Annotated in this window: 19 protein-coding genes; 9 read left to right on the top strand and 10 right to left on the bottom strand. The window is 70.6% G+C overall.

The window, feature by feature from the left end:
* The first annotated feature begins 43 nt into the window (after positions 1-43).
* The 3 genes from ACMATS_RS16625 to ACMATS_RS16615 all read left to right on the top strand — a co-directional run bounded on the left by ACMATS_RS16625 (position 44) and on the right by ACMATS_RS16615 (position 3,658).
* Positions 44-1,696, top strand: a complete 1,653-nt coding sequence (locus ACMATS_RS16625; protein WP_414168310.1) for a serine/threonine-protein kinase — start codon at positions 44-46, stop codon at positions 1,694-1,696.
* A gap of 47 nt (positions 1,697-1,743) precedes the next feature.
* Positions 1,744-2,751 carry an NlpC/P60 family protein gene (locus ACMATS_RS16620; protein ID WP_414168309.1) on the top strand — a complete coding sequence of 336 codons (1,008 nt, stop codon included), beginning with the start codon at positions 1,744-1,746 and terminating at the stop codon, positions 2,749-2,751.
* Positions 2,752-2,944: 193 nt separating this feature from the next.
* The gene (locus ACMATS_RS16615) at positions 2,945-3,658 is read left to right on the top strand and encodes a phosphatase PAP2 family protein (protein ID WP_390781706.1); all 714 of its coding nucleotides are present in this window, start codon (positions 2,945-2,947) and stop codon (positions 3,656-3,658) included.
* A 22-nt stretch (positions 3,659-3,680) separates the two neighbouring features.
* On the opposite strand, the gene ACMATS_RS16610 is transcribed toward ACMATS_RS16615, so the two are convergent.
* Both ACMATS_RS16610 and ACMATS_RS16605 read right to left on the bottom strand, forming a co-directional pair.
* A complete protein-coding gene (locus tag ACMATS_RS16610; protein ID WP_414170738.1) occupies positions 3,681-5,252 on the bottom strand; it encodes an FAD-binding oxidoreductase in 1,572 nt (523 codons plus the stop codon).
* Between the two features lie 205 nt (positions 5,253-5,457).
* Positions 5,458-5,625 (bottom strand): hypothetical protein, encoded by a 168-nt coding sequence (locus ACMATS_RS16605; protein ID WP_390781707.1) that lies wholly within the window; start codon positions 5,623-5,625, stop codon positions 5,458-5,460.
* 95 nt (positions 5,626-5,720) lie between these two features.
* On the opposite strand from ACMATS_RS16605, the gene ACMATS_RS16600 reads away from it, so the two are divergent.
* Both ACMATS_RS16600 and ACMATS_RS16595 read left to right on the top strand, forming a co-directional pair.
* The gene (locus tag ACMATS_RS16600; RefSeq protein WP_390781708.1) at positions 5,721-6,686 is read left to right on the top strand and encodes a hypothetical protein; all 966 of its coding nucleotides are present in this window, start codon (positions 5,721-5,723) and stop codon (positions 6,684-6,686) included.
* 125 nt (positions 6,687-6,811) lie between these two features.
* Positions 6,812-6,991, top strand: a complete 180-nt coding sequence (locus tag ACMATS_RS16595) for a hypothetical protein (protein WP_336415391.1) — start codon at positions 6,812-6,814, stop codon at positions 6,989-6,991.
* Positions 6,992-7,057: 66 nt separating this feature from the next.
* On the opposite strand, the gene ACMATS_RS16590 is transcribed toward ACMATS_RS16595, so the two are convergent.
* Positions 7,058-7,429 carry a metal-sensitive transcriptional regulator gene (locus tag ACMATS_RS16590; protein ID WP_390781709.1) on the bottom strand — a complete coding sequence of 124 codons (372 nt, stop codon included), beginning with the start codon at positions 7,427-7,429 and terminating at the stop codon, positions 7,058-7,060.
* Positions 7,430-7,681: 252 nt separating this feature from the next.
* Here ACMATS_RS16590 and ACMATS_RS16585 point away from each other — a divergent pair, with 252 nt between their 5' ends.
* Both ACMATS_RS16585 and ACMATS_RS16580 read left to right on the top strand, forming a co-directional pair.
* Positions 7,682-8,302 carry a DUF47 domain-containing protein gene (locus ACMATS_RS16585; protein WP_171086924.1) on the top strand — a complete coding sequence of 207 codons (621 nt, stop codon included), beginning with the start codon at positions 7,682-7,684 and terminating at the stop codon, positions 8,300-8,302.
* Positions 8,303-8,308: 6 nt separating this feature from the next.
* Entirely contained in the window at positions 8,309-9,307 is a 999-nt protein-coding gene (locus ACMATS_RS16580; protein ID WP_390781710.1) for an inorganic phosphate transporter, read from the top strand.
* 185 nt (positions 9,308-9,492) lie between these two features.
* On the opposite strand, the gene pstB is transcribed toward ACMATS_RS16580, so the two are convergent.
* The 4 genes from pstB to pstS all read right to left on the bottom strand — a co-directional run bounded on the left by pstB (position 9,493) and on the right by pstS (position 13,656).
* Complete coding sequence (pstB, locus tag ACMATS_RS16575; protein WP_414168308.1) at positions 9,493-10,272, bottom strand: phosphate ABC transporter ATP-binding protein PstB; 780 nt, start codon at positions 10,270-10,272, stop codon at positions 9,493-9,495.
* A 67-nt stretch (positions 10,273-10,339) separates the two neighbouring features.
* Positions 10,340-11,419, bottom strand: a complete 1,080-nt coding sequence (pstA, locus tag ACMATS_RS16570) for a phosphate ABC transporter permease PstA (protein WP_414168307.1) — start codon at positions 11,417-11,419, stop codon at positions 10,340-10,342.
* Positions 11,416-12,411, bottom strand: a complete 996-nt coding sequence (gene pstC, locus ACMATS_RS16565) for a phosphate ABC transporter permease subunit PstC (protein ID WP_414168306.1) — start codon at positions 12,409-12,411, stop codon at positions 11,416-11,418. The genes pstA and pstC overlap by 4 nt, the downstream gene beginning before the upstream one ends.
* A gap of 114 nt (positions 12,412-12,525) precedes the next feature.
* Positions 12,526-13,656 (bottom strand): phosphate ABC transporter substrate-binding protein PstS, encoded by a 1,131-nt coding sequence (gene pstS / locus ACMATS_RS16560; protein WP_390781714.1) that lies wholly within the window; start codon positions 13,654-13,656, stop codon positions 12,526-12,528.
* Between the two features lie 334 nt (positions 13,657-13,990).
* Here pstS and ACMATS_RS16555 point away from each other — a divergent pair, with 334 nt between their 5' ends.
* Both ACMATS_RS16555 and ACMATS_RS16550 read left to right on the top strand, forming a co-directional pair.
* Positions 13,991-15,064: an NlpC/P60 family protein gene (locus ACMATS_RS16555; RefSeq protein WP_390781715.1), complete on the top strand. Its 1,074-nt coding sequence runs from the start codon at positions 13,991-13,993 to the stop codon at positions 15,062-15,064.
* Between the two features lie 278 nt (positions 15,065-15,342).
* The gene (locus ACMATS_RS16550; protein WP_390781716.1) at positions 15,343-16,584 is read left to right on the top strand and encodes a PP2C family protein-serine/threonine phosphatase; all 1,242 of its coding nucleotides are present in this window, start codon (positions 15,343-15,345) and stop codon (positions 16,582-16,584) included.
* Between the two features lie 8 nt (positions 16,585-16,592).
* Here the strand turns inward: ACMATS_RS16550 and ACMATS_RS16545 are convergent, their stop codons facing one another.
* The 3 genes from ACMATS_RS16545 to ACMATS_RS16535 form a co-directional block, all read right to left on the bottom strand.
* Positions 16,593-16,934, bottom strand: a complete 342-nt coding sequence (locus ACMATS_RS16545) for a DUF2516 family protein (protein WP_336415383.1) — start codon at positions 16,932-16,934, stop codon at positions 16,593-16,595.
* A 135-nt stretch (positions 16,935-17,069) separates the two neighbouring features.
* Positions 17,070-17,639: a hypothetical protein gene (locus ACMATS_RS16540; protein WP_414168305.1), complete on the bottom strand. Its 570-nt coding sequence runs from the start codon at positions 17,637-17,639 to the stop codon at positions 17,070-17,072.
* A 17-nt stretch (positions 17,640-17,656) separates the two neighbouring features.
* The gene (locus tag ACMATS_RS16535; protein ID WP_390781718.1) at positions 17,657-18,058 is read right to left on the bottom strand and encodes a helix-turn-helix domain-containing protein; all 402 of its coding nucleotides are present in this window, start codon (positions 18,056-18,058) and stop codon (positions 17,657-17,659) included.
* Between the last annotated feature and the right edge of the window lie 56 nt (positions 18,059-18,114).

Genomic DNA, 18,114 nt, shown 5'->3' with positions numbered 1-18,114 from the left:
TGGGTGCGTCCGGCCGGACACACGTGTGAGAGAGTCCACCGCCGTGGAAGCGCTACGTCCTCAGGACCCCACCAGCATCGGCACGCACACGGTTCTCGCCCGTATCGGGGCGGGCGGCATGGGGCAGGTGTATCTCGGTCGCACGCAGGGCGGGCGGCAGGTGGCCATCAAGGTCATCCGTGAGGACTTCGCCGGGTCGGCCGAGGCCATGGCGCGGTTTCGGCGTGAGGTCGAGACCGTCAAGGCCGTACGGAGCGCGTACACCGCGCAGTTGATCGACTCTTCTCTCGCCGCCCCGCCGTACTGGCTCGCGACCGAGTACGTGCCCGGGCCCACGCTCGTGCAGGCCGCGGCCGAACGAGGTGCGCTCCCCGCCGAGACGTGCTTCCGGTTGTTCGCCGCGCTGGCAGAGGCCCTTGCGCAGGTGCACGAGTACGGGGTGCTGCACCGGGACCTCAAGCCGCACAACATCCTTCTCTCGCCCGTCGGGCCGAAGTTGATCGACTTCGGGATCGCGCGCGGCGCGGAGCAGACGGCGCTCACCCAGGCGGGCTCCGCGCCCGGTACGCCCGGTTACACCGCGCCCGAGGTGATTACGCACGATCAGGTCAGCACCGCGTCGGACGTCTTCGCGCTCGGCGCGACCATGGCGTGCGTCGCCACGGGCCGGCCCCCGTACGGAACGGGGACGATGGAGTCCGTCACCTACCGCGTGGTGCACGGCGAGGTCGACGTGGCCGGAGTGGAGCCGCGGCTAGCCGAGTTGATCCGGGACTGTGCCGCGGCCGAGCCGGAGAAGCGGCCCGCGCCCGCGCAGATCATCGCCCGGTGTGGGGTGACCTCGGCGCTGGTGGACGATCCTGTGTATCGGGAACTGGCGGGCGGCGCGCAGAGCACCGTGCCGCAGGCTGTCGGCGGCGGTTACGTGCCGACCGTCGCTCCCGGTGTCGCGCCGGACACCCCGTCGTCCAACGCCCGGCGGAAGACCTGGCTCGCCGTCGTGGCGGCCGTGGCCGCGTTCTCGGTCGGGACGGGAATCGCCCTGTGGGCGACAGACGGTTCGGATGCGAAGAGGGAGGAGCAGGGCGCCAAGGCCGTCGTGCAGGCCAGCAGTACGCCCGCCTCCGGCGTGACGACACCACCGGCCCCGCTCGCCTCCACCGTCCCCTCCACCAACCAGGAGCCCGGGTATATCGAGGCCACCAATCCCAACCGCGACTACTGGGCCCCCAACAGCAACGGCCTCGCCGGCGGAACGTGCAATCTGCCCTCCGAGGAACGCGCCTCGAGCCTCCAGATGTCCATCAGCGATGTCCACGACGGCAAGGCCAAGGTCTCGTTCCGCCTCAAGTTCCCCGATCCGGCCCTCGCCAAGCCCTATTTCGTCTCGGTGGCCGTCAAGCCTCCCCACGAGATCGACTCGGACGTGGGCAAGCCGATCGAGGGGCTGAAGCAGCAGAACCTGGGCCTGGGGTACACCAGTAAGCCGGTCGACCTCTTCGCGAAGGACCCCACGCAGTGGGTCGGCCTCACCTACCCTGACGACTTCCAGCAGTTCGTACGCGGCAAGCCGATCGGCGGAGGCATTCCGACCGGGAACGATCCGGGCAACTGGACCGTGCTCTTCTACCACGTCAAGAGCCCCGGCGAGTACGCCAACATCGCCTGTGACGGCTTCACCGCGAACCAGCCGTGAACTAGGCGGCGTAGACACGCACCTGAGGAACCCTGAGACTGTCACGCGTGCGGAAGATCTGGGTGGTGGGCGGGGCGGCCTTCGGGCTGTTCGCTGCGTTCTTGGCGCTGCTCGTGCTCGGTGTCTACACGGCCGCGTGGAAGCTGGGCACCCCGGGGTCGGGGGCCGTCGGGCTGGCCGAGGGGTCGGTGCCCGCGCAGTATCTGCCGCTCGTGCAGAAGTGGGGGAACCTCTGCCCGGCCCTCAACCCGGCCGTGCTCGCGGCGCAGCTCTACACCGAGAGCAACTGGGACCCGAAGGCGGTCAGTCCGGCCGATGCGCGGGGGATAGCGCAGTTCATCCCCGAGACGTGGGCCGTCTACGGATTCGACGCCGACGGGGACGGCAAGGCGGACATCTGGGACCCGGGCGATGCGATCCCGTCCGCCGCCCGCTACGACTGCGCGCTCTCGGGTGACGTGAAGGGCGTGGGCGGCGATCTCACCGACAACATGCTCGCCGCCTACAACGCCGGCCCGTACCGCGTCATCAATTCCGGCGGAGTGCCGTCGATCAACGAGACGCAGGGCTATGTGAAGGAGATCCGCACGCTCGCGAAGAGCTTCGCCCGGCCCATCGGGCGGGTGGCGCCGCCCTCGCAGCAGGCCGCCGCCGCGATCTACTTCGCGCAGGAGAAGCTGGGCACCCCGTACCTGTGGGGCGGCGAGGGCGGCAAGGAGGACAACGGGCGGTTCGACTGTTCCGGGCTGACCAAGGCCGCGTACGAATCCGTCGGGATCCAGCTGCCGCGCGTCGCCAACGACCAGTGGAACGCCGGGCCGCACCCGAACCGGGACCAGCTGCTGCCGGGGGACCTGGTGTTCTTCGCGCACGACCTGAAGGACCCCCGGTCCATCCACCACGTGGGGCTGTACGTCGGCGGTGGCTACATGATCAATGCGCCGTACACGGGAGCCGTCATCCGGTTCGACAAGATCGATCTGCCCGACTACATCGGTGCCACCCGGGTCACCGCGGACGGAGCCAAGGCACTGCCCAGGACGAACGGGGCCTGAACACCCGCCCCGGGAGGCGGGTCTGAGTCACCCTTGGGTAACGTCCTGGTGATCATTGAGTGGAGAGTGGAACGCCTGGCCGGATCGGGGCGTTCCATGGATGTGGACAGCAGCGGCAGCGCCGTCGCTGCGGCGCACGACCACGGGGGTCAGCAGCGGATGTAGGCACAGGCGACAGACAAGGGGCCGGGCAGTGGCTGGACTCGCGATGGGGTACACCGTGCCGGAGGCCCAGGGTGGGTCCAACCCGGACGTCGGCCTGCTGTACGACATCAACGGCATGGCCAAGGGTGCACCCAACTGGGCCGACAAGGCCATGGAGTTCGTCGGCGAGTACGGGATCCTGCTCGCGCTCTGCATGCTGATGGTCTGCGCCTGGTGGAGCGTCCGCAAGAAGGACGACGCGGTTCCGGCGGTGGCCGCCCTCGCCTGGGCGCCGCTCGCCGCGGGGATCGCGGTGCTGGTGAACATCCCGATCAGAGGGTTCGTCAAACGGCCGCGGCCGTTCCTCGACCACCAGGGGCTGGACGTCCTGGTGAAGGGGAAGACCGACTTCTCGTTCGTCAGCGACCATGCGACCTTGGCCATGGCCCTGGGGGTCGGCTTGTTCGTAGCGAACCGGAAGTACGGGTTCCTCGGTATCGCCCTCGCCCTGTTCGAGGGCTTCAGCCGGGTGTACCTGGGCGTGCACTACCCCACGGACGTCATCGGTGGGCTGGCCCTCGGGACGGCCGTCGCGCTGCTGCTCGCGCCGCTGGCGATGATGTTGCTCACGCCTGCGGCGGGCTGGATCGCCCGGTCCCGGGCCGGGTGGTTGGTACGGGCGCCCGGAGCGCCCGCGTCCCTGATCGCGGTACCGGATCAGTCCACGAGCGTGCCGCACCGGCACAACGACCTCGCCGCCTGAGGGGCCGCGCCTCTCACGAGGCTCACAGCGCCTGCGGGAAGTCGAAGACCCTGTCCGGGTCGTAGCGGTTCTTGATCTTCTTCAGGCTGTCCGCCGCGCTGCCGTAGTACGCCTGCCGCCAGTCCTTGAGCGCCGGGTCCGTGTAGTTCTGGTACGCCGCCCCCGAGGCGTGCCGCAGCATGGCCGCGTGGATGCCGTCCAGCCAGGACAGCTGCGAGGTGCCGGAGCCGCCCTCCTGCCAGGAGGTCAGGTACTGGGCCAGGAAGCGGGAGCGGCGGTGGACGAAGGCCGTGGCCAGCGGCTGTACGCGGTTGACGGCGCCGCCCAGCGCGGTCAGCTGCACGGAGGCGCCGCCGCTGCCGCCGCTTGCGCTGAATCGTTCCAGCTGACCGAGCAGCGCACGGATGCCGTCCTCGCTCAGCGAGCTGTCGTAGAAGTCCGAGCGCGCCGCGTAGGTCTCGCGCTCCAGGGTGCCCGCGGCGTCGTGGCCGGGGACGGCGCCGGGGAGGTGGCACTGCTCGGCGGACTTGTCGCCGCAGCCGGCGTAGGCGCGCACGGTGTCCAGGTAGGAGTGGCTGCGCAGCCGCGGCGGGTGGCCCGCGGGGGAGCTGCCGGTGTTCTCGATCAGCTGGTCCAGGGCGTTCTCGAGGTCGCTCCGGCTGCCCAGGGTGAAGGCGGCGACGGATATGTGCGGGGTGCCGCCCGCCGTGGCGGACAGGTCGCACGCGGACCAGATCTCGTCGGGGAGCGTCGGCCCCCACTCCTGCCAGGCGCGCAGCACCTCCGCGGCCCTGGACCAGGGGAAGGAGACGTAGCCGGTGACGCCGTTGCCCGCGGGGCGGGTGCGGAAGCGCAGTTCGGTGACGACGCCGAAGTTGCCGTTGCCCGCGCCGCGCAGGGCCCAGAAGAGGTCCGTGTAGCGGTCGGCGGAGCAGTCCAGCGTCCTGCCGTCGGCGGTGACGAGGGTGGCGCCGGTGAGGCTGTCGCAGGTCAGGCCGTAGGCCCGGGAGAGGATGCCGTGGCCGCCGCCGAGGGCGAGGCCGGAGACGCCGACGGTGGGGCAGGAGCCGCCGGGGATGGTCACGCCGTGCGCGGCCAGGCCCGTGTAGACGTCGATGAGCTTGGCGCCCGCGCCGATGACGGCGGTCGTGGCGGAGTCCGTGCGGACGGTCTTCAGCCGGGAGACGTCGAGGACGAGCCGGTCGTCGCCGCTCGACCAACCCGCGTAGCTGTGACCGCCGTTGCGTATGGAGACGGGTATGGAGAATCGGCGCGCGAAGGCGAGGCAGGTGGCGATGTCGGGGGTGCCCGCGACGTAGGCGACGCCGGCCGGGCGCAGGCCGTCGTAGCGGGTGTTGTAGAGCCGGCGGGCCGTCGCGTAGTCGGCGTCGTCGGGGCGGACGAGGCCGCCGGAGAGGCCCTTGGCCAGGGCCGTCCAGTCGGCGGCGGCCGCCCTGGCGGAGGGGGCGACGGTGCGGCCGGCGCTGGCCATGCGGCCGGGGGCCACCCGGCCCGCTGCGCCGTCGCACGAGGCGGCCCAGATGCCGGTCGCCGCCAGCCCCGTGCCCGCTCCCAGCAGTTGGCGCCTGTTGATGGCCATGTCTCCCCCTTGACGCACCGGAATTCCCTGCCCCCGTGCCGAGTCAGATGGCGTGCCGGGGCAGGTGGTTCCGGCCGGGGGTGACCCGGTGTCGTCTCAGGTCATCGCATGGCCGGTCTCGTCGGCCTCATGGCTGGCCTCGCGGTTGTCCTCGCGGTCGGCCTCATGGTCGTCCTCGCGGTCATCCTGGTCATCCTGGTCATCCTGCAGAGGCGAGGTGGGTGTCGGCGTCCTCGCGGGCCAGCGAGCGGGCCCGGCGGGCGGGACCGTACCAGCCGCAGCTGCAGCGGGCCGTACAGAACGAGCCGCGCTCGCTGGTGCTGGTCGAGTGTTCCGCGTGGGGGTGTGCGGGGGCTGCTTCGGACACGCGACCACGCTACCCGGCCGTGACGGCGACGAGGGAGCGGTCGTTGAAAGGAAAGGGTTCCATCTGGCGTGCGGCGGACAGGGGGCTTTACGGACATGGCGGTGCGCGGACAGGGACGCAGACGCACGGTCGCGACGGCCGCCGGAGCGGTGCTGGGCGGGGTCGCCGCGGCCCTGCTGGTGTCCGGGTGCGCCGATCCGCAGCGGGCCGGGGCCGGGCAGGACGGCAAGCACGGCGCCGCCGGCCAGGTCCGCCAGGCGCTCGGCCCGGCCGAGCCGAGCCAGGCGCTCACCGCCGTGCGCCGGGCCGCCGGGGTGCTCGCCCGCTCGGGCGGTGCCCGGGTGCGCACGTCGATGGAGACGGTCAGCGGGGGCACCCGGCTGACCATCCACGGGCAGGGCGTGTACGACTTCAGCCGGCCCGTCGGGCAGTTGACCGTGATGCTGCCCGAGGACGCCGAGGGCGCCGCGGAACACCGGCCGATCACCGAGGTCTTCACGCCGGGCGCGCTGTACATGAAGAACCGGGGCGCGGGCGTGCCCACGGGCAAGTGGGTCCGGCTCGACGCGGGTTCGCTCGCCGACGGCGACCTGCTCACCAGCGGCGCCACGGATCCGCTGGCCGCGGTGGAACTGCTGGGCGGGGCGCGGGGGGTGGCCTATGCGGGGTCCGAGCAGCTGGACGGGGAGCAGGTGGCGCACTACTGGGGGACGATCGACCTCGGCCGCGCGGCACGCACGGCGCCCGAGCGGGACCGGGCGGCACTGGCGGCCGCGGCGAAAGGGTTCACCACGGGAACGGTCGCGTTCGATGCGTACGTGGACGGCTCGGGCAGGCCCCACCTGCTGCGCTACCGCTTCGGGGTGGCCGAGGCCGGGGCCCCGGCGGGCCGGGGGCGGGTGACCACGGCGGCGGCTGCGTCCACGGTGTCCGCCGCGCCCGAGGCGCCGATGACCGTGGTCTCGACGGTCGAACTGTTCTCCTTCGGACCCAGGCCCGAGGTCTCTCTGCCGGCACCCGCAGATATCTATGCGGGGACCGTTGCCTCGCCCCAGAAATAGCGCGGCGAGGCGCAGTTGGCCATGGAAATGGTCCATCTGTGTCATGCCCACTGTGGGAGCAGCTCACTACGCTGGACAGCCGGGGCCCGAGGGGGTGCCCCGGGGAACGCGAGGAGGTGAATCACGTGGTTTCGCGACGCGGTTCGTCGTGCGGGACGGATCCCGTGGCCCTCGTCGAGATCGACCTCTACGGCGATTTGATGATCGCCGCATCCAGCGCCGACGAGGACCGGCTCAGCGCGGACCGGATCGACCAGGTCCTGGGCGTGGGCCCATGGGCCCCACCGGAGGACGGGGCGGAGTAGGCGCCCCGAAAGGGGCGCGGGGAACTGCGCGATCAGCCAGGGACGGCCAGCAGGCACAACACGACGCTAGGTCCGCAGCAACCGCGCGATAGCCGCACTGGCCTCCGCCACCTTCGCGTCGATCTCGTCGCCGCCCTGCACGGCCGCCTGCGCCACGCAGTGCCGCAGGTGTTCCTGCAGCAGCTGCAGCGCGAACGACTGCAGGGCCTTCGTGCCGGCCGACACCTGCGTGAGTATGTCGATGCAGTAGACGTCTTCCTCGACCATCCGCTGCAGGCCGCGGATCTGGCCCTCGATCCTGCGCAGTCGCTTGAGGTGCTGGTCCTTCTGCTTGCTGTAGCCGTGGGGGCCCGCTGCGCCGGGGGTCTCCGGCGCGCCGTGGCAGGCCTCCGTGGCCGGATCAGTGGTGCTGGTCACTGTGGCCTCCGTGGCCGTCATGCTGCCCTCCGTGCTTCCACCGGCGTATATGCGCTGGTCATCCACACTGCATTCACAGTGCACGGGACCGCGCTCAGAGCCGATTCGTATACCCCCTATGGGTATATTCTACCGAAATTCCCCGTCGGAGGCGGTACCGCCTTGGTGAGCACTCTGCCCGATGGGCGACACTGAGGGAATGCCAGTTAGCTGTGGCCGGATGATGCGCCTAGCATCGACGAGACCGATTCCGCTGCACCCCGAGGATCCCACGTGCGCTTTCGTCTGACCCCCAGGGAGACGAGCTTCTACGACATGTTCGCCGCATCCGCGGACAACATCGTCACGGGCTCCAAGCTCCTGATGGAACTGCTCGGCGCGGAGCCCTCCGCCCGGGCCGAGATCGCCGAGCGCATGCGGGCAGCGGAACACGCGGGGGACGACGCGACCCACGCGATCTTCCACCAGCTGAACTCCTCCTTCATCACGCCGTTCGACCGCGAGGACATCTACGCCCTCGCCGGTTCGCTCGACGACATCATGGACTTCATGGAGGAGGCCGTCGACCTGGTCGTCCTCTACCAGATCGAGGAACTGCCCAAGGGCGTCGAGCAGCAGATCGAGGTCCTGGCCCGGGCCGCGGAGCTGACCGCCGAGGCGATGCCCAACCTCCGCACGATGACGAACCTCACGGAGTACTGGATCGAGGTCAACCGGCTGGAGAACCAGGCCGACCAGATCCACCGCAAGCTCCTGGCTCAGCTCTTCAACGGCAAGTACGACGCCATCGAGGTGCTCAAGCTCAAGCAGGTCGTGGATGTGCTGGAGGAGGCCGCCGACGCGTTCGAGCACGTGGCGAACACCGTCGAGACCATCGCGGTCAAGGAGTCCTGACCTCCGGTGGATACGTTTGCACTTGTCGTGACCATCGCGGTCGCGCTCGGATTCACCTATACGAACGGCTTCCACGACTCCGCGAACGCGATCGCGACCTCGGTCTCCACGCGGGCGCTGACCCCGCGCGCGGCCCTCGCGATGGCCGCGGTGATGAACCTCGCCGGTGCGTTCCTCGGCAGCGGCGTCGCGCACACCGTCAGCAAGGGCCTGATCGAGACGCCGACCGGCAACCAGGGGATGCTGATCCTCTTCTCCGCCCTGGTCGGCGCGATCGTCTGGAACCTCGTCACCTGGTACTTCGGCCTGCCGTCCTCCTCCAGCCACGCGCTCTTCGGCGGCATGGTGGGCGCGGCCCTCGCCGGTTCGTCGACCGTCTACTGGTGGGGCGTCTGGGACAAGGTCGTCCTGCCGATGTTCCTGTCGCCGCTCGTCGGACTGGTGCTGGGCTACCTCGTCATGGTCGCCATCATGTGGCTCTTCCGTAAGGCGAACCCGCACAAGGCGAAGCGCGGCTTCCGGATCGCCCAGACGGTGTCGGCGGCGGGCATGGCCCTCGGCCACGGTCTGCAGGACGCCCAGAAGACCATGGGCATCGTGGTGATGGCGCTGGTCATCGGCAACGTCGAGGGTCCGAACGACCCGATCCCGGTCTGGGTGAAGATCGCCTGTGCCGTGATGCTCTCGCTCGGCACCTACGCGGGCGGCTGGCGCATCATGCGCACGCTGGGCCGGAAGATCATCGAGCTGGACCCGCCGCAGGGCTTCGCCGCGGAGACCACGGGCGCGTCGGTCATGTTCAGCACGGCGTTCCTGTTCCAGGCGCCGATCTCGACGACCCACGTCATCACCTCGGCGATCATGGGCGTCGGGGCGACCAAGCGGGTCAACGCGGTGCGTTGGGGTGTCGCCAAGAACATCATTCTGGGCTGGTTCATCACCATGCCGGCTGCCGCCGCCGTCGCTGCGCTCAGCTACTGGGTCGGTCACTTGGCGTTCGCCTAGCGGTCTGCCCCTGACGGGGCACGGCATACGAAATGTGGGCCCGGTCCCCCTGGTACGAACAGGGGGACCGGGCCCTTTCGCCTTTGCGGCGGCACCGCCATGCAGCGCCGCAAGGCGAGTCCTGGGCCGCGCCCCAAAGGGGCGCGGGGAACTGCGCGACCAGCCACAGCCGGCCCGCAGTCGACTTATCCGAAGCGACCCGAGATGTAGTCCTCGGTCGCCTGGACCGACGGGTTCGAGAAGATCCTCGCCGTCTCGTCGATCTCGACGAGACGGCCCGGCTGGCCCACGCCCGCGAGGTTGAAGAAGGCGGTGCGGTCCGAGACGCGGGCCGCCTGCTGCATGTTGTGGGTCACGATGACGATCGTGAACCGCTCCTTCAGCTCGCCTATGAGGTCCTCGATGGCGAGCGTCGAGATCGGGTCGAGCGCCGAGCAGGGCTCGTCCATCAGCAGGACCTGGGGCTCGACCGCGATGGCCCGCGCGATGCACAGCCGCTGCTGCTGGCCGCCGGAGAGGCCGGTGCCCGGCTTGTCGAGGCGGTCCTTGACCTCCTTCCAGAGGTTGGCGCCCTGCAGCGACTTCTCGACGACGGCGTCCAGCTCGGACTTGCGGACACGGGTGCCGTTGAGGCGGAGGCCGGCGGCCACGTTCTCGTAGATGGACATGGTCGGGAAGGGGTTCGGCCGCTGGAAGACCATGCCGACCGTGCGGCGCACGGAGACCGGGTCGACGCCGGGGCCGTAGAGGTTCTCGTCGTCCAGCAGCACCTTGCCCTCGACGCGGCCGCCGGGGGTGACCTCGTGCATGCGGTTGAGGGTGCGGAGGAAGGTGGACTTGCCGCAGCCGGAGGGGCCGATGAAGGCGGTCACGGAGCGGGGCTCGACGGTCATGGAGATGTCGTCGATGGCCTTGTGGTTGCCGTAGTAGGCGGAGAGGCCGCTGACGTCGATTCGCTTGGCCATGGGGATCACTGCTTCTTTCGTTTACCGATAACCGCGTCAGCGGGAGGCCACGCGGCGGAGCCGCAAATTAATGCCGCGGGGCCTTCCAGCGGGCGATGCCGCGGGCCACCAGGTTGAGGATCATGACGAAGGCGATGAGGACCAGGGCTGCCGCCCAGGCGCGGTTGTAGCTGGCCTCGTTGCCGGCCGCCCACTGCTCGTAGATGTAGTACGGCAGGGAGGACTGGGCTCCGTCGAAGGGGTTGTTGTTGATGACCTGGGAGCCGAAGACCAGGAGGACGATCGGGGCGGTCTCGCCCGCGATGCGGGCGACGGCGAGCATCACGCCGGTGGCGATGCCGCCGAGGGCCGTGGGGAGGACGACCTTGAGGATCGTGCGCCACTTCGGCACGCCGAGGGCGAGCGAGGCCTCGCGCAGCTCGTTCGGCACGAGCTTGAGCATCTCCTCGGTGGAGCGGACGACGACCGGCATCATCAGGATCGCCAGGGCCATCGATCCGGCGAAGCCGGAGTAGCCGTTGTCGAGCATGATGATCCAGAAGCTCAGGATGAACAGGCCCGCGACGATGGACGGGATGCCCGTCATCACGTCGACGAAGAAGGTGACGGCCTTGGCCAGCCTGCCCCGCCCGTACTCCACCAGGTAGACCGCCGTGAGCAGGCCGATGGGGGCCGCGATGGCGGTGGCGATGCCGACCTGTTCCAGGGTGCCGATGATGGCGTGGTAGACGCCGCCGCCGGGCTGGATGGTGAGGACGCCGCCCATGGAGTGGGTCAGGAAGCTGGCGTCGAGGACCTTCGCGCCGCGGGAGACGGTCTCCCAGACCAGGGAGACCAGCGGGACGACCGCGAGGACGAAGGAGACCCAGACGAGGCTGGTGGCCAGCCGGTCCTTGGCCTGCCGGCGGCCCTCGACGCGGGCGGCGAGGACGTACATCGCGGCGACGTAGAGGAGGGCGGCGATCAGGCCCCACTGCATGTGGCTGCTCAGTCCGGCGCCGAGGCCGATGCCGGTGCCTGCGGCGACCGCGGCGGCGGCGAGGGCGGCGGGGGTCCAGCGGGGGAGGCGCGGGTGGCGCAGGCTCGACGAGGGGCGCGGGGTGCCGGCCTCGGCGGTCAGCGTGGGGTCCATGGTCACTCCGCTCATGCCGAGTACTCCTTGCGGCGGGCGATGATCATCCGGGCCGCGCCGTTGACCAGCAGGGTGAGGACGAAGAGGACGAGACCGGAGGCGATCAGGGCGTCCTTGCCGAGCTCACCGGACTCCTTGAAGCTGCTGGCGATGTTCTGGGCGAACGTTCCGCCGCCCGGGTCCAGCAGGCTGGTGCTGATGGTGAAGCTGGGGGAGAGGACCGTCGCGACGGCCATCGTCTCGCCGAGTGCACGGCCGAGGCCCAGCATCGACGCGCTGATGACACCCGAGCGGCCGAAGGGCAGGACCGAGAGCCGGATGACCTCCCAGCGGGTGGCGCCGAGGGCGAGGGCGGCCTCCTCGTGCATCCTGGGGGCCTGGCGGAAGACCTCGCGGCTGACGCTGGTGACGATCGGCAGGATCATGATCGCCAGCAGGATGCCGATGGTGAACAGCGAGCGGGCGGCACCGTCGTGGTAGGCGAGGATCCCGGTCCAGCCGAGGTAGTCGTTGAACCAGCTGTAGAGCCCGCCCAGGTGCGGCACCAGGAAGAGGGCGCCCCACAGGCCGTAGACGATCGAGGGCACGGCGGCCAGCAGGTCGATGACGTACGACAGCGGGGTGGCCAGCTTGCGCGGCGCGTAGTGCGTGATGAACAGCGCGATGCCGATGGCGACCGGGACGGCGATGGCCATGGCGATCAGCGAGCTGACGATCGTGCCGAAGGCCAGTACCGCGATGCCGAAGACCGGCGGGTTGGCGTTGGCGTTCCACTCGAAGGTGGTGAAGAAGTTGCCGTGGTCCTGGGAGAGGGCGTGAGCGGCCCGGACGGTGAGGAAGACCGCGATGGCGGCCATGATCACCAGGAGCAGGATCCCGGATCCCCGGGAGAGCGCGAGGAAGACGCGGTCACCGGCGCGGGCGGCCGTCTTGGCCGGTCGGCCGGCGGGGGCGGGGCCGTTGCCCGGTGCGGGCGGTGGGCTTGCTGTGGCGGGAGTTATGTCCATGGGGTTTCTCCGGTCTGCGGAGCCGGACCCGGTCGTGGGTCACGGCTCCTGGCGCGGCGGTGCACCGGATGGCGCGGCCGGCTCCCGGGTGAGGCGGGAGCCGGCCGCACCGGGTCAGGAGATGTTCGCGACGGTCTCGCGGACCTTCTTGGCGATCTCGGCGGGCAGCGGGGCGTAGCCGAGGTCCTTCAGCACGGACTGGCCGTCCTCACTGGCGATGTAGGTGAGGAAGGACTTGGTCGCGGCGAGGGTCTCGGGCTTGTTGCCCTTGTCGCCGACGATCTCGTACGTCACCAGGGTGATCGGGTAGGCGCCCTCGGCCTTGGTGGTGTAGTTGAGCTGGAGCGCGAGGTCCTGGCCGGTGCCGGTGATCTTGGCTTCGGCGATCGCCTTGGAGGCGTTGTCCGAGGTGGCCTCGACCGGGGCGGCGGCACCGGTGTTGAGCTTGACCGTCTTGATGGAGTTGGCGGTCGCGTAGGACAGCTCGAAGTAGGAGATGGCGCCCGAGGTCTGCTTGACCTGCGAGGAGACTCCGGACGAACCGTCGGCCGACTGGCCGCCCTTGACCGGGAAGGCCTTGCCGGACTCGTGCGGCCAGGACGAGCCGGCCGCGGCCTTGAGGTACTTGGTGAAGTTGTCCGTGGTGCCCGACTCGTCGGAGCGGTGGAAGGCCTGGATCTTCAGGTCGGGGAGCTTGGCGTCCTTGTTGAGCTTGGCGATCGCCTCGTCGTTCCACTTCTCGATCTTGCCGTCGAAGATCTTGGCGAGGGTGTCGGCGTCGAGGACCAGGTTGTCCACGCCCGGCACGTTGTAGCCGATCGCGATCGGGCCGCCGACCATCGGGAGGTCGATGCCCTGGCCGCCCTTGACGACGCTCTTGGACTTCTCGGTCTCCTCCGGCTTGAGCGCCGAGTCGGAGCCCGCGAAGGCGGTCTTGCCCGCGAGGAACTCCTGGATGCCCGCGCCCGAACCGGTGGGCTTGTAGTTGATCTGGATGTTCTTGCAGGCCGCTGTGAAGTTCTTGACCCACAGGTCCATGGCGTTCTTCTGCGCGGACGAGCCCGAGGCGAGCAGCGAGCCCTGGCCGTCGCACTTGATGTTGCCGGCCGCCTTGGTGGAGTCGCCGCCACCGTTGGAGCCGCCGCTGTTGTTGTCCGAGCCGCACGCCGTGAGGACCAGGGCGCCGGAGACGGCGATGGCGCCGAAGGCGACGGCGCGGAGCCGGTTCTTGCGCTGAAGCTTCACTGTTGGGGTGTTCCTTCCGGGAGCCGCCGCTGGGGCGGCGTGCGAGAGGTGTGTCGTGCTGTTCAGCCGTTCGATACGACCGAGCCGGGTGGAGGCCGTCCGGACGGTGTGGCTCTCTCACCCTCAGGGCCGAAATTAGGCAGATCAGGTGAAGCCGTCGATGGGTGTGAGTGAACGGAGGGTGAACCTCGGCCATCAGGGTGGTGGCCGGGGTCGCGGCTGGTTCCGCACGAAGTGTGACCCAGGTCTCTGTTCCAATCCAGGCGGGCATGGCACGATCCGAGCTTCGGGTGACGCAGTGTCAGGCGTGGGGGCGGAGTCGCGGAGGTGTCCTGTGCGGGTTCCTGGACGACGGACGGGCGCTGCGGCGGGCCGCGGCAGGCGGGTCGCCACCGCCACCGCGCTCGTGTGCGCGGCGGGGACGCTCCTCGCGCTGGCCGCCCCCGGGGCGTACGCCGAGCCCGGCCCCCCGGCCCCGTCCCTGGAGGACGTCCACAAACAAGTGGAGACCCTGTACCGGCAGGCCGAGGTGGCCACCGACGCCTACAACGCGGCGAGTGCGCAGCAGCGCCTCCAGGAGAAGAACGTCGCCGACATCGCCCGCGCCCTGACCGAGGCGCAGCAGCGCCTGGACCGGCTGAAGAACCAGGCCGGCGCCCTGGCCCGGGCCCAGTACCGCAACGGCGGGATGTCACCGCAGGCCCAGCTGTTCTTCGCGCCCTCGCCCGGCGCCTTCTTCGACGGCGTCTCCCTGCTCCGCAAGGGCCAGCAGGCCACGCGCGACCTGATCGCCGAGCAGACCGCCGCCCGCGCCGAGCTCGACCGGTACGCCAAGGCCGCCGACGAGCGCCGGAAGCGGCTCGACGCCGACCGCCGGGAGAAGGAGGACGCGAAGAAGGAGGTCGAGTCCCGCCTCTCGGCCGCCAAGGAGCTGGAGTCCCGGTTGCAGGAGAAGGAGCGGGAGCGGCTGCGGCAGCTGGAGGAGGAGCAGGCCCGGCAGGCGCAGGAGAAGTGGCTGGCCGGGCAGGGCGGCGTGCTCACGGGCTCCGGCGCGACGAGCTCCGAGGGCCGGCAGGCCGTTGCTTTTGCAACGGCGCAGATCGGCAAGGACTACGTCTGGGGCGCCGAGGGCCCGGACACCTACGACTGCTCGGGCCTGACCCTCAAGGCCTGGGCCGCGGCCGGGCGCGCCATACCGCGCACCTCGCAGGAGCAGTGGCGGCAGCTGCCCCGGGTGGACGTCAAGGACATGCGTCCCGGCGACCTGATCATCTACTTCGCCGACGCCAGCCACGTGGGGATGTACGTGGGCGACGGCATGATCGTGCACGCGCCGCGGCCGGGGCGGCAGGTGACGACGACGGGCGCGGGCTCGATGCCGGTCCTCGGGGTGGTGCGGCCGGGCTAGGGCGTGCCCGACGGTCCGGCACGGGCTTTGCGCATCCGACGCCCGCCGCCGTCCGCGGAACGAGACGGGAGCCTGAGCAGACGCTCGTCCCACGTGACTCTGGTCATGTCATGTCCGCAACGTTATGCGGCTGAAAGGGGCATTGGCATGGGCATATGACAGAGGCGGATGGCTCCGTACCATTCCGTTCGCCCGGGCCCTGGCGCTAGGGTCACGTTCGGTCCCCGCCCATCGGCGGAGCGCCGTGCCCGCGGGGGGAGAGAAGGAAACCGAGAGTGATGTCCGTACCCGCGCAAAGGCAGGCGGAGCCCTCCGTCGTGCTGCCCGAGGGCGGACTGACGCTGCTCGTGATCGAGGACGACCCCACGGGCTCGCTCTCGGTCCCCGCGATGGCGGAGACGACGTGCTCCGCGGGCCGCCCCGTCCGCATCCGCACCGCCCGCAACCTCACCGAGGCGGAGCGGCTGCTCACCGACGACGTCCACTGCATCCTGCTCGACCTGTCCCTGCCGGCCGTCGGCCTCCCCGAGGGCGCGGCCGAGGGCCCGCCCGAGGAACTGGCCACCCTGCGCCACGTGCTGCGCCTCGCCCCGCGCCAGGCCGTCCTGGCGCTGACCGCCGAGGCCGACGCCGAGCGCGCGGCCGAGGCCGTGCGCGTCGGGGCGCAGGACTACCTCTTCCGCGACGAACTCGACGGCCGGGTGCTCAGCCGGGCCATCCGCTACGCCGTGGAGCGCAAGCGCGCGGACCTGGCGCAGTGGCAGCTCACCGAGTCGCGGCTGCGCGCCCAGGAGAACGCCCGGCTGGAACGCGGCCTGCTGCCGACCCCGCTGCTGGCGGGCTCCGACCTGCGGTTCGCCGCCCGCTACCGGCCCGGCCGCAGCCGGGCGCTGCTCGGCGGCGACTTCTACGACACGGTGCGCACGCCCGACGGCACCGTGCACGTGATGATCGGCGACGTCTGCGGCCACGGTCCGGACGAGGCCGCCCTCGGCGTCGAACTGCGCATAGCATGGCGGGCGTTGACGTTCGCGGGACTGTGCGGCGACGAACTGCTCGGCACGCTCCAGCAGGTGCTGGAGCACGAGCGCGCCGACGAGGAGATCTTCGCGACGCTGTGCACCGTCGACATAGCGCCGGACGGGCGCTCGGCGGGCCTCTGCCTGGCCGGTCACCCGGCCCCGTTGCTGGTGCGCCACGGCCGGGCCCCGGGCCTGCTGCCGCAGGAGGGCGGCGGCCCCGCGCTCGGCCTGCTCCCGCAGGCACGCTGGCCGCACCGCCGGGTCGAACTCGGCGACGCCTGGAGCCTGTTGCTCTACACGGACGGCCTGATCGAGGGCAAGGTCGGCGCCGGGGCGCGGCGGCTGGGCCAGGAGGGCATGACCGAGCTGGTGACCCGCCAGGTCAAGGAAGGGCTGGTCGGCGAGGAACTGCTGGACGCGGTCGTCGCCGAGGTACGCGCCCTGAACGGCGAGGAGTTGACGGACGACCTGGCCGTGCTGCTCCTGGACCGGGGCTGACGGCCGGGCTAACGCCCGCCGTTGTAGGGCCCGTACGGCCCGTCCGAGCTGGAGCCCCGGCGCCGGGGGCCGCGGCCGCCCGAGACCTGCCGGAGCGCCGGGCGCACGTCCACGAAGTAGACGATGGTGGCGATCAGTCCGAGGATCGGCAGGAAGGACATGACCCCGAGGAAGACGTTCACGGCCACCGCGATGCCGAGGATGAGCAGCCAGAAGCCCTTGCTCTGCTTGTCGGCCGCGCGATAGGCGTCCTCGCGGCGCACCACGGCGTCGAGGAATGCGACCACCGTGAAGACGAGCAGGCCGAGCGAGACCCAGCCCAAGATCTGTTGGAATCCTTCGACGAGCATGCCGCCACCTCTTGTCCGTCCGTACGATCCACCGTACAGGCCCCACGCCCCGAAGGGGCGTGGGGCCTGTGTCATCGTGCGGCTCCGCAGCGTGGGCGCGGGCAACCACAGCCGGCCCGCAGTGGACCGGCCGGCTCAGCCCTCGGTCTTCCTGGCGGCGGCCGGCTTACGGGCCGCCGTGGTCCGCCGCGCAGCAGCCGGCTTCGCCTCGGCGTCCTGGGCGCCGCCGCGGTTGTCGGCGGTGCCGGCGGCGTCCGCCGGCTTCTCGTCGACCGGCTCGGTGGCCACCGTGATCTCCGAGGCGGGCGCCTCGGCCTCGGCGTCGCCGCGCCACGTCTTCACGGCCTCGCGACCGCGCGCGGCCAGCTTCTCGTAGCCGTCGCCGGCCGCGGCGGCCAGGCTCACGGCCTGCCCGACACCGCGCAGCGCCAGGTCCTGGACCTGCTGGCCCACCTTCTTGACGTCGGTGTCGATCGACCCGGCGATCTCGGTGAACTTGGCGGTGACCTGCGCCTGTGCGTCCTTGGCGCCCTTGGTCACCCGCTCCTGCACGGTCTTGGGGTCGGTGTTGCGCAGCTGCTCGATACGGCCCGGCGCCTCGGCGACGAGCTGCCCGATCTTCTCCGCCGTGAGGTCGGCGGCACCGGCGGCCGCGTAGCCGGCGGTGGTGGCCGTCTTGCGGATGTCCTGGGTGGTGAGGGCCATGGCGATGATCTCCCGGGTCAGCTGGAAGGTTTGGTGTCGCCCGAGCTGTCGCTCGGGCGGTCGTTCTCCGCCTCGGCGGCGTTCTCCTTGCGGAAGGACTCGTAGATCTGCAGCAGCACCTGCTTCTGCCGCTCGTTGATCGTCGGGTCGGCGAGGATCACGCTGCGGACCTCGGCCTCTTCGCGGTCCCGCTCGTCGAGGATCCCGGCCTGCACGTACAGCGTCTCGGCGGAGATCCGCAGCGCCTTGGCGAGCTGCTGCAGGATCTCGGCGCTCGGCTTGCGCAGGCCGCGCTCGATCTGGCTGAGGTACGGATTGGACACTCCCGCGGCATCGGCGAGCTGCCGCAGGGTCAGCTGCGCGGTGCGCCGCTGCTCGCGGAGGTACTCGCCGAGATTGCCGACGTTGAGTGAAGCCATGTCTGCGATGCTGCCGCACGTTGCTAACTTTTGCAAGCAGACTGCTAGCAAGAGTG

This window comes from Streptoverticillium reticulum (assembly GCF_047456005.1).
Classification (GTDB): domain Bacteria; phylum Actinomycetota; class Actinomycetes; order Streptomycetales; family Streptomycetaceae; genus Streptomyces; species Streptomyces reticulum.
The sequence above is the reverse complement of the archived record's forward strand: the minus strand, read 5'-3'. Positions and strand labels throughout refer to the sequence as shown.

Excerpts from the sequence above, each read along its gene's own strand:
- ACMATS_RS16600 (WP_390781708.1), top strand. The coding sequence starts at position 5,721 with ATGGCGGTGCGCGGACAGGGACGCAGACGCACGGTCGCGACGGCCGCC.
- ACMATS_RS16590 (WP_390781709.1), bottom strand. The coding sequence starts at position 7,429 with ATGACGGCCACGGAGGCCACAGTGACCAGCACCACTGATCCGGCCACG.
- pstB (WP_414168308.1), bottom strand. The coding sequence starts at position 10,272 with ATGGCCAAGCGAATCGACGTCAGCGGCCTCTCCGCCTACTACGGCAAC.
- pstA (WP_414168307.1), bottom strand. The coding sequence starts at position 11,419 with ATGAGCGGAGTGACCATGGACCCCACGCTGACCGCCGAGGCCGGCACC.
- pstC (WP_414168306.1), bottom strand. The coding sequence starts at position 12,411 with ATGGACATAACTCCCGCCACAGCAAGCCCACCGCCCGCACCGGGCAAC.
- ACMATS_RS16550 (WP_390781716.1), top strand. The coding sequence starts at position 15,343 with ATGTCCGTACCCGCGCAAAGGCAGGCGGAGCCCTCCGTCGTGCTGCCC.
- ACMATS_RS16545 (WP_336415383.1), bottom strand. The coding sequence starts at position 16,934 with ATGCTCGTCGAAGGATTCCAACAGATCTTGGGCTGGGTCTCGCTCGGC.
- ACMATS_RS16540 (WP_414168305.1), bottom strand. The coding sequence starts at position 17,639 with ATGGCCCTCACCACCCAGGACATCCGCAAGACGGCCACCACCGCCGGC.
- ACMATS_RS16535 (WP_390781718.1), bottom strand. The coding sequence starts at position 18,058 with ATGGCTTCACTCAACGTCGGCAATCTCGGCGAGTACCTCCGCGAGCAG.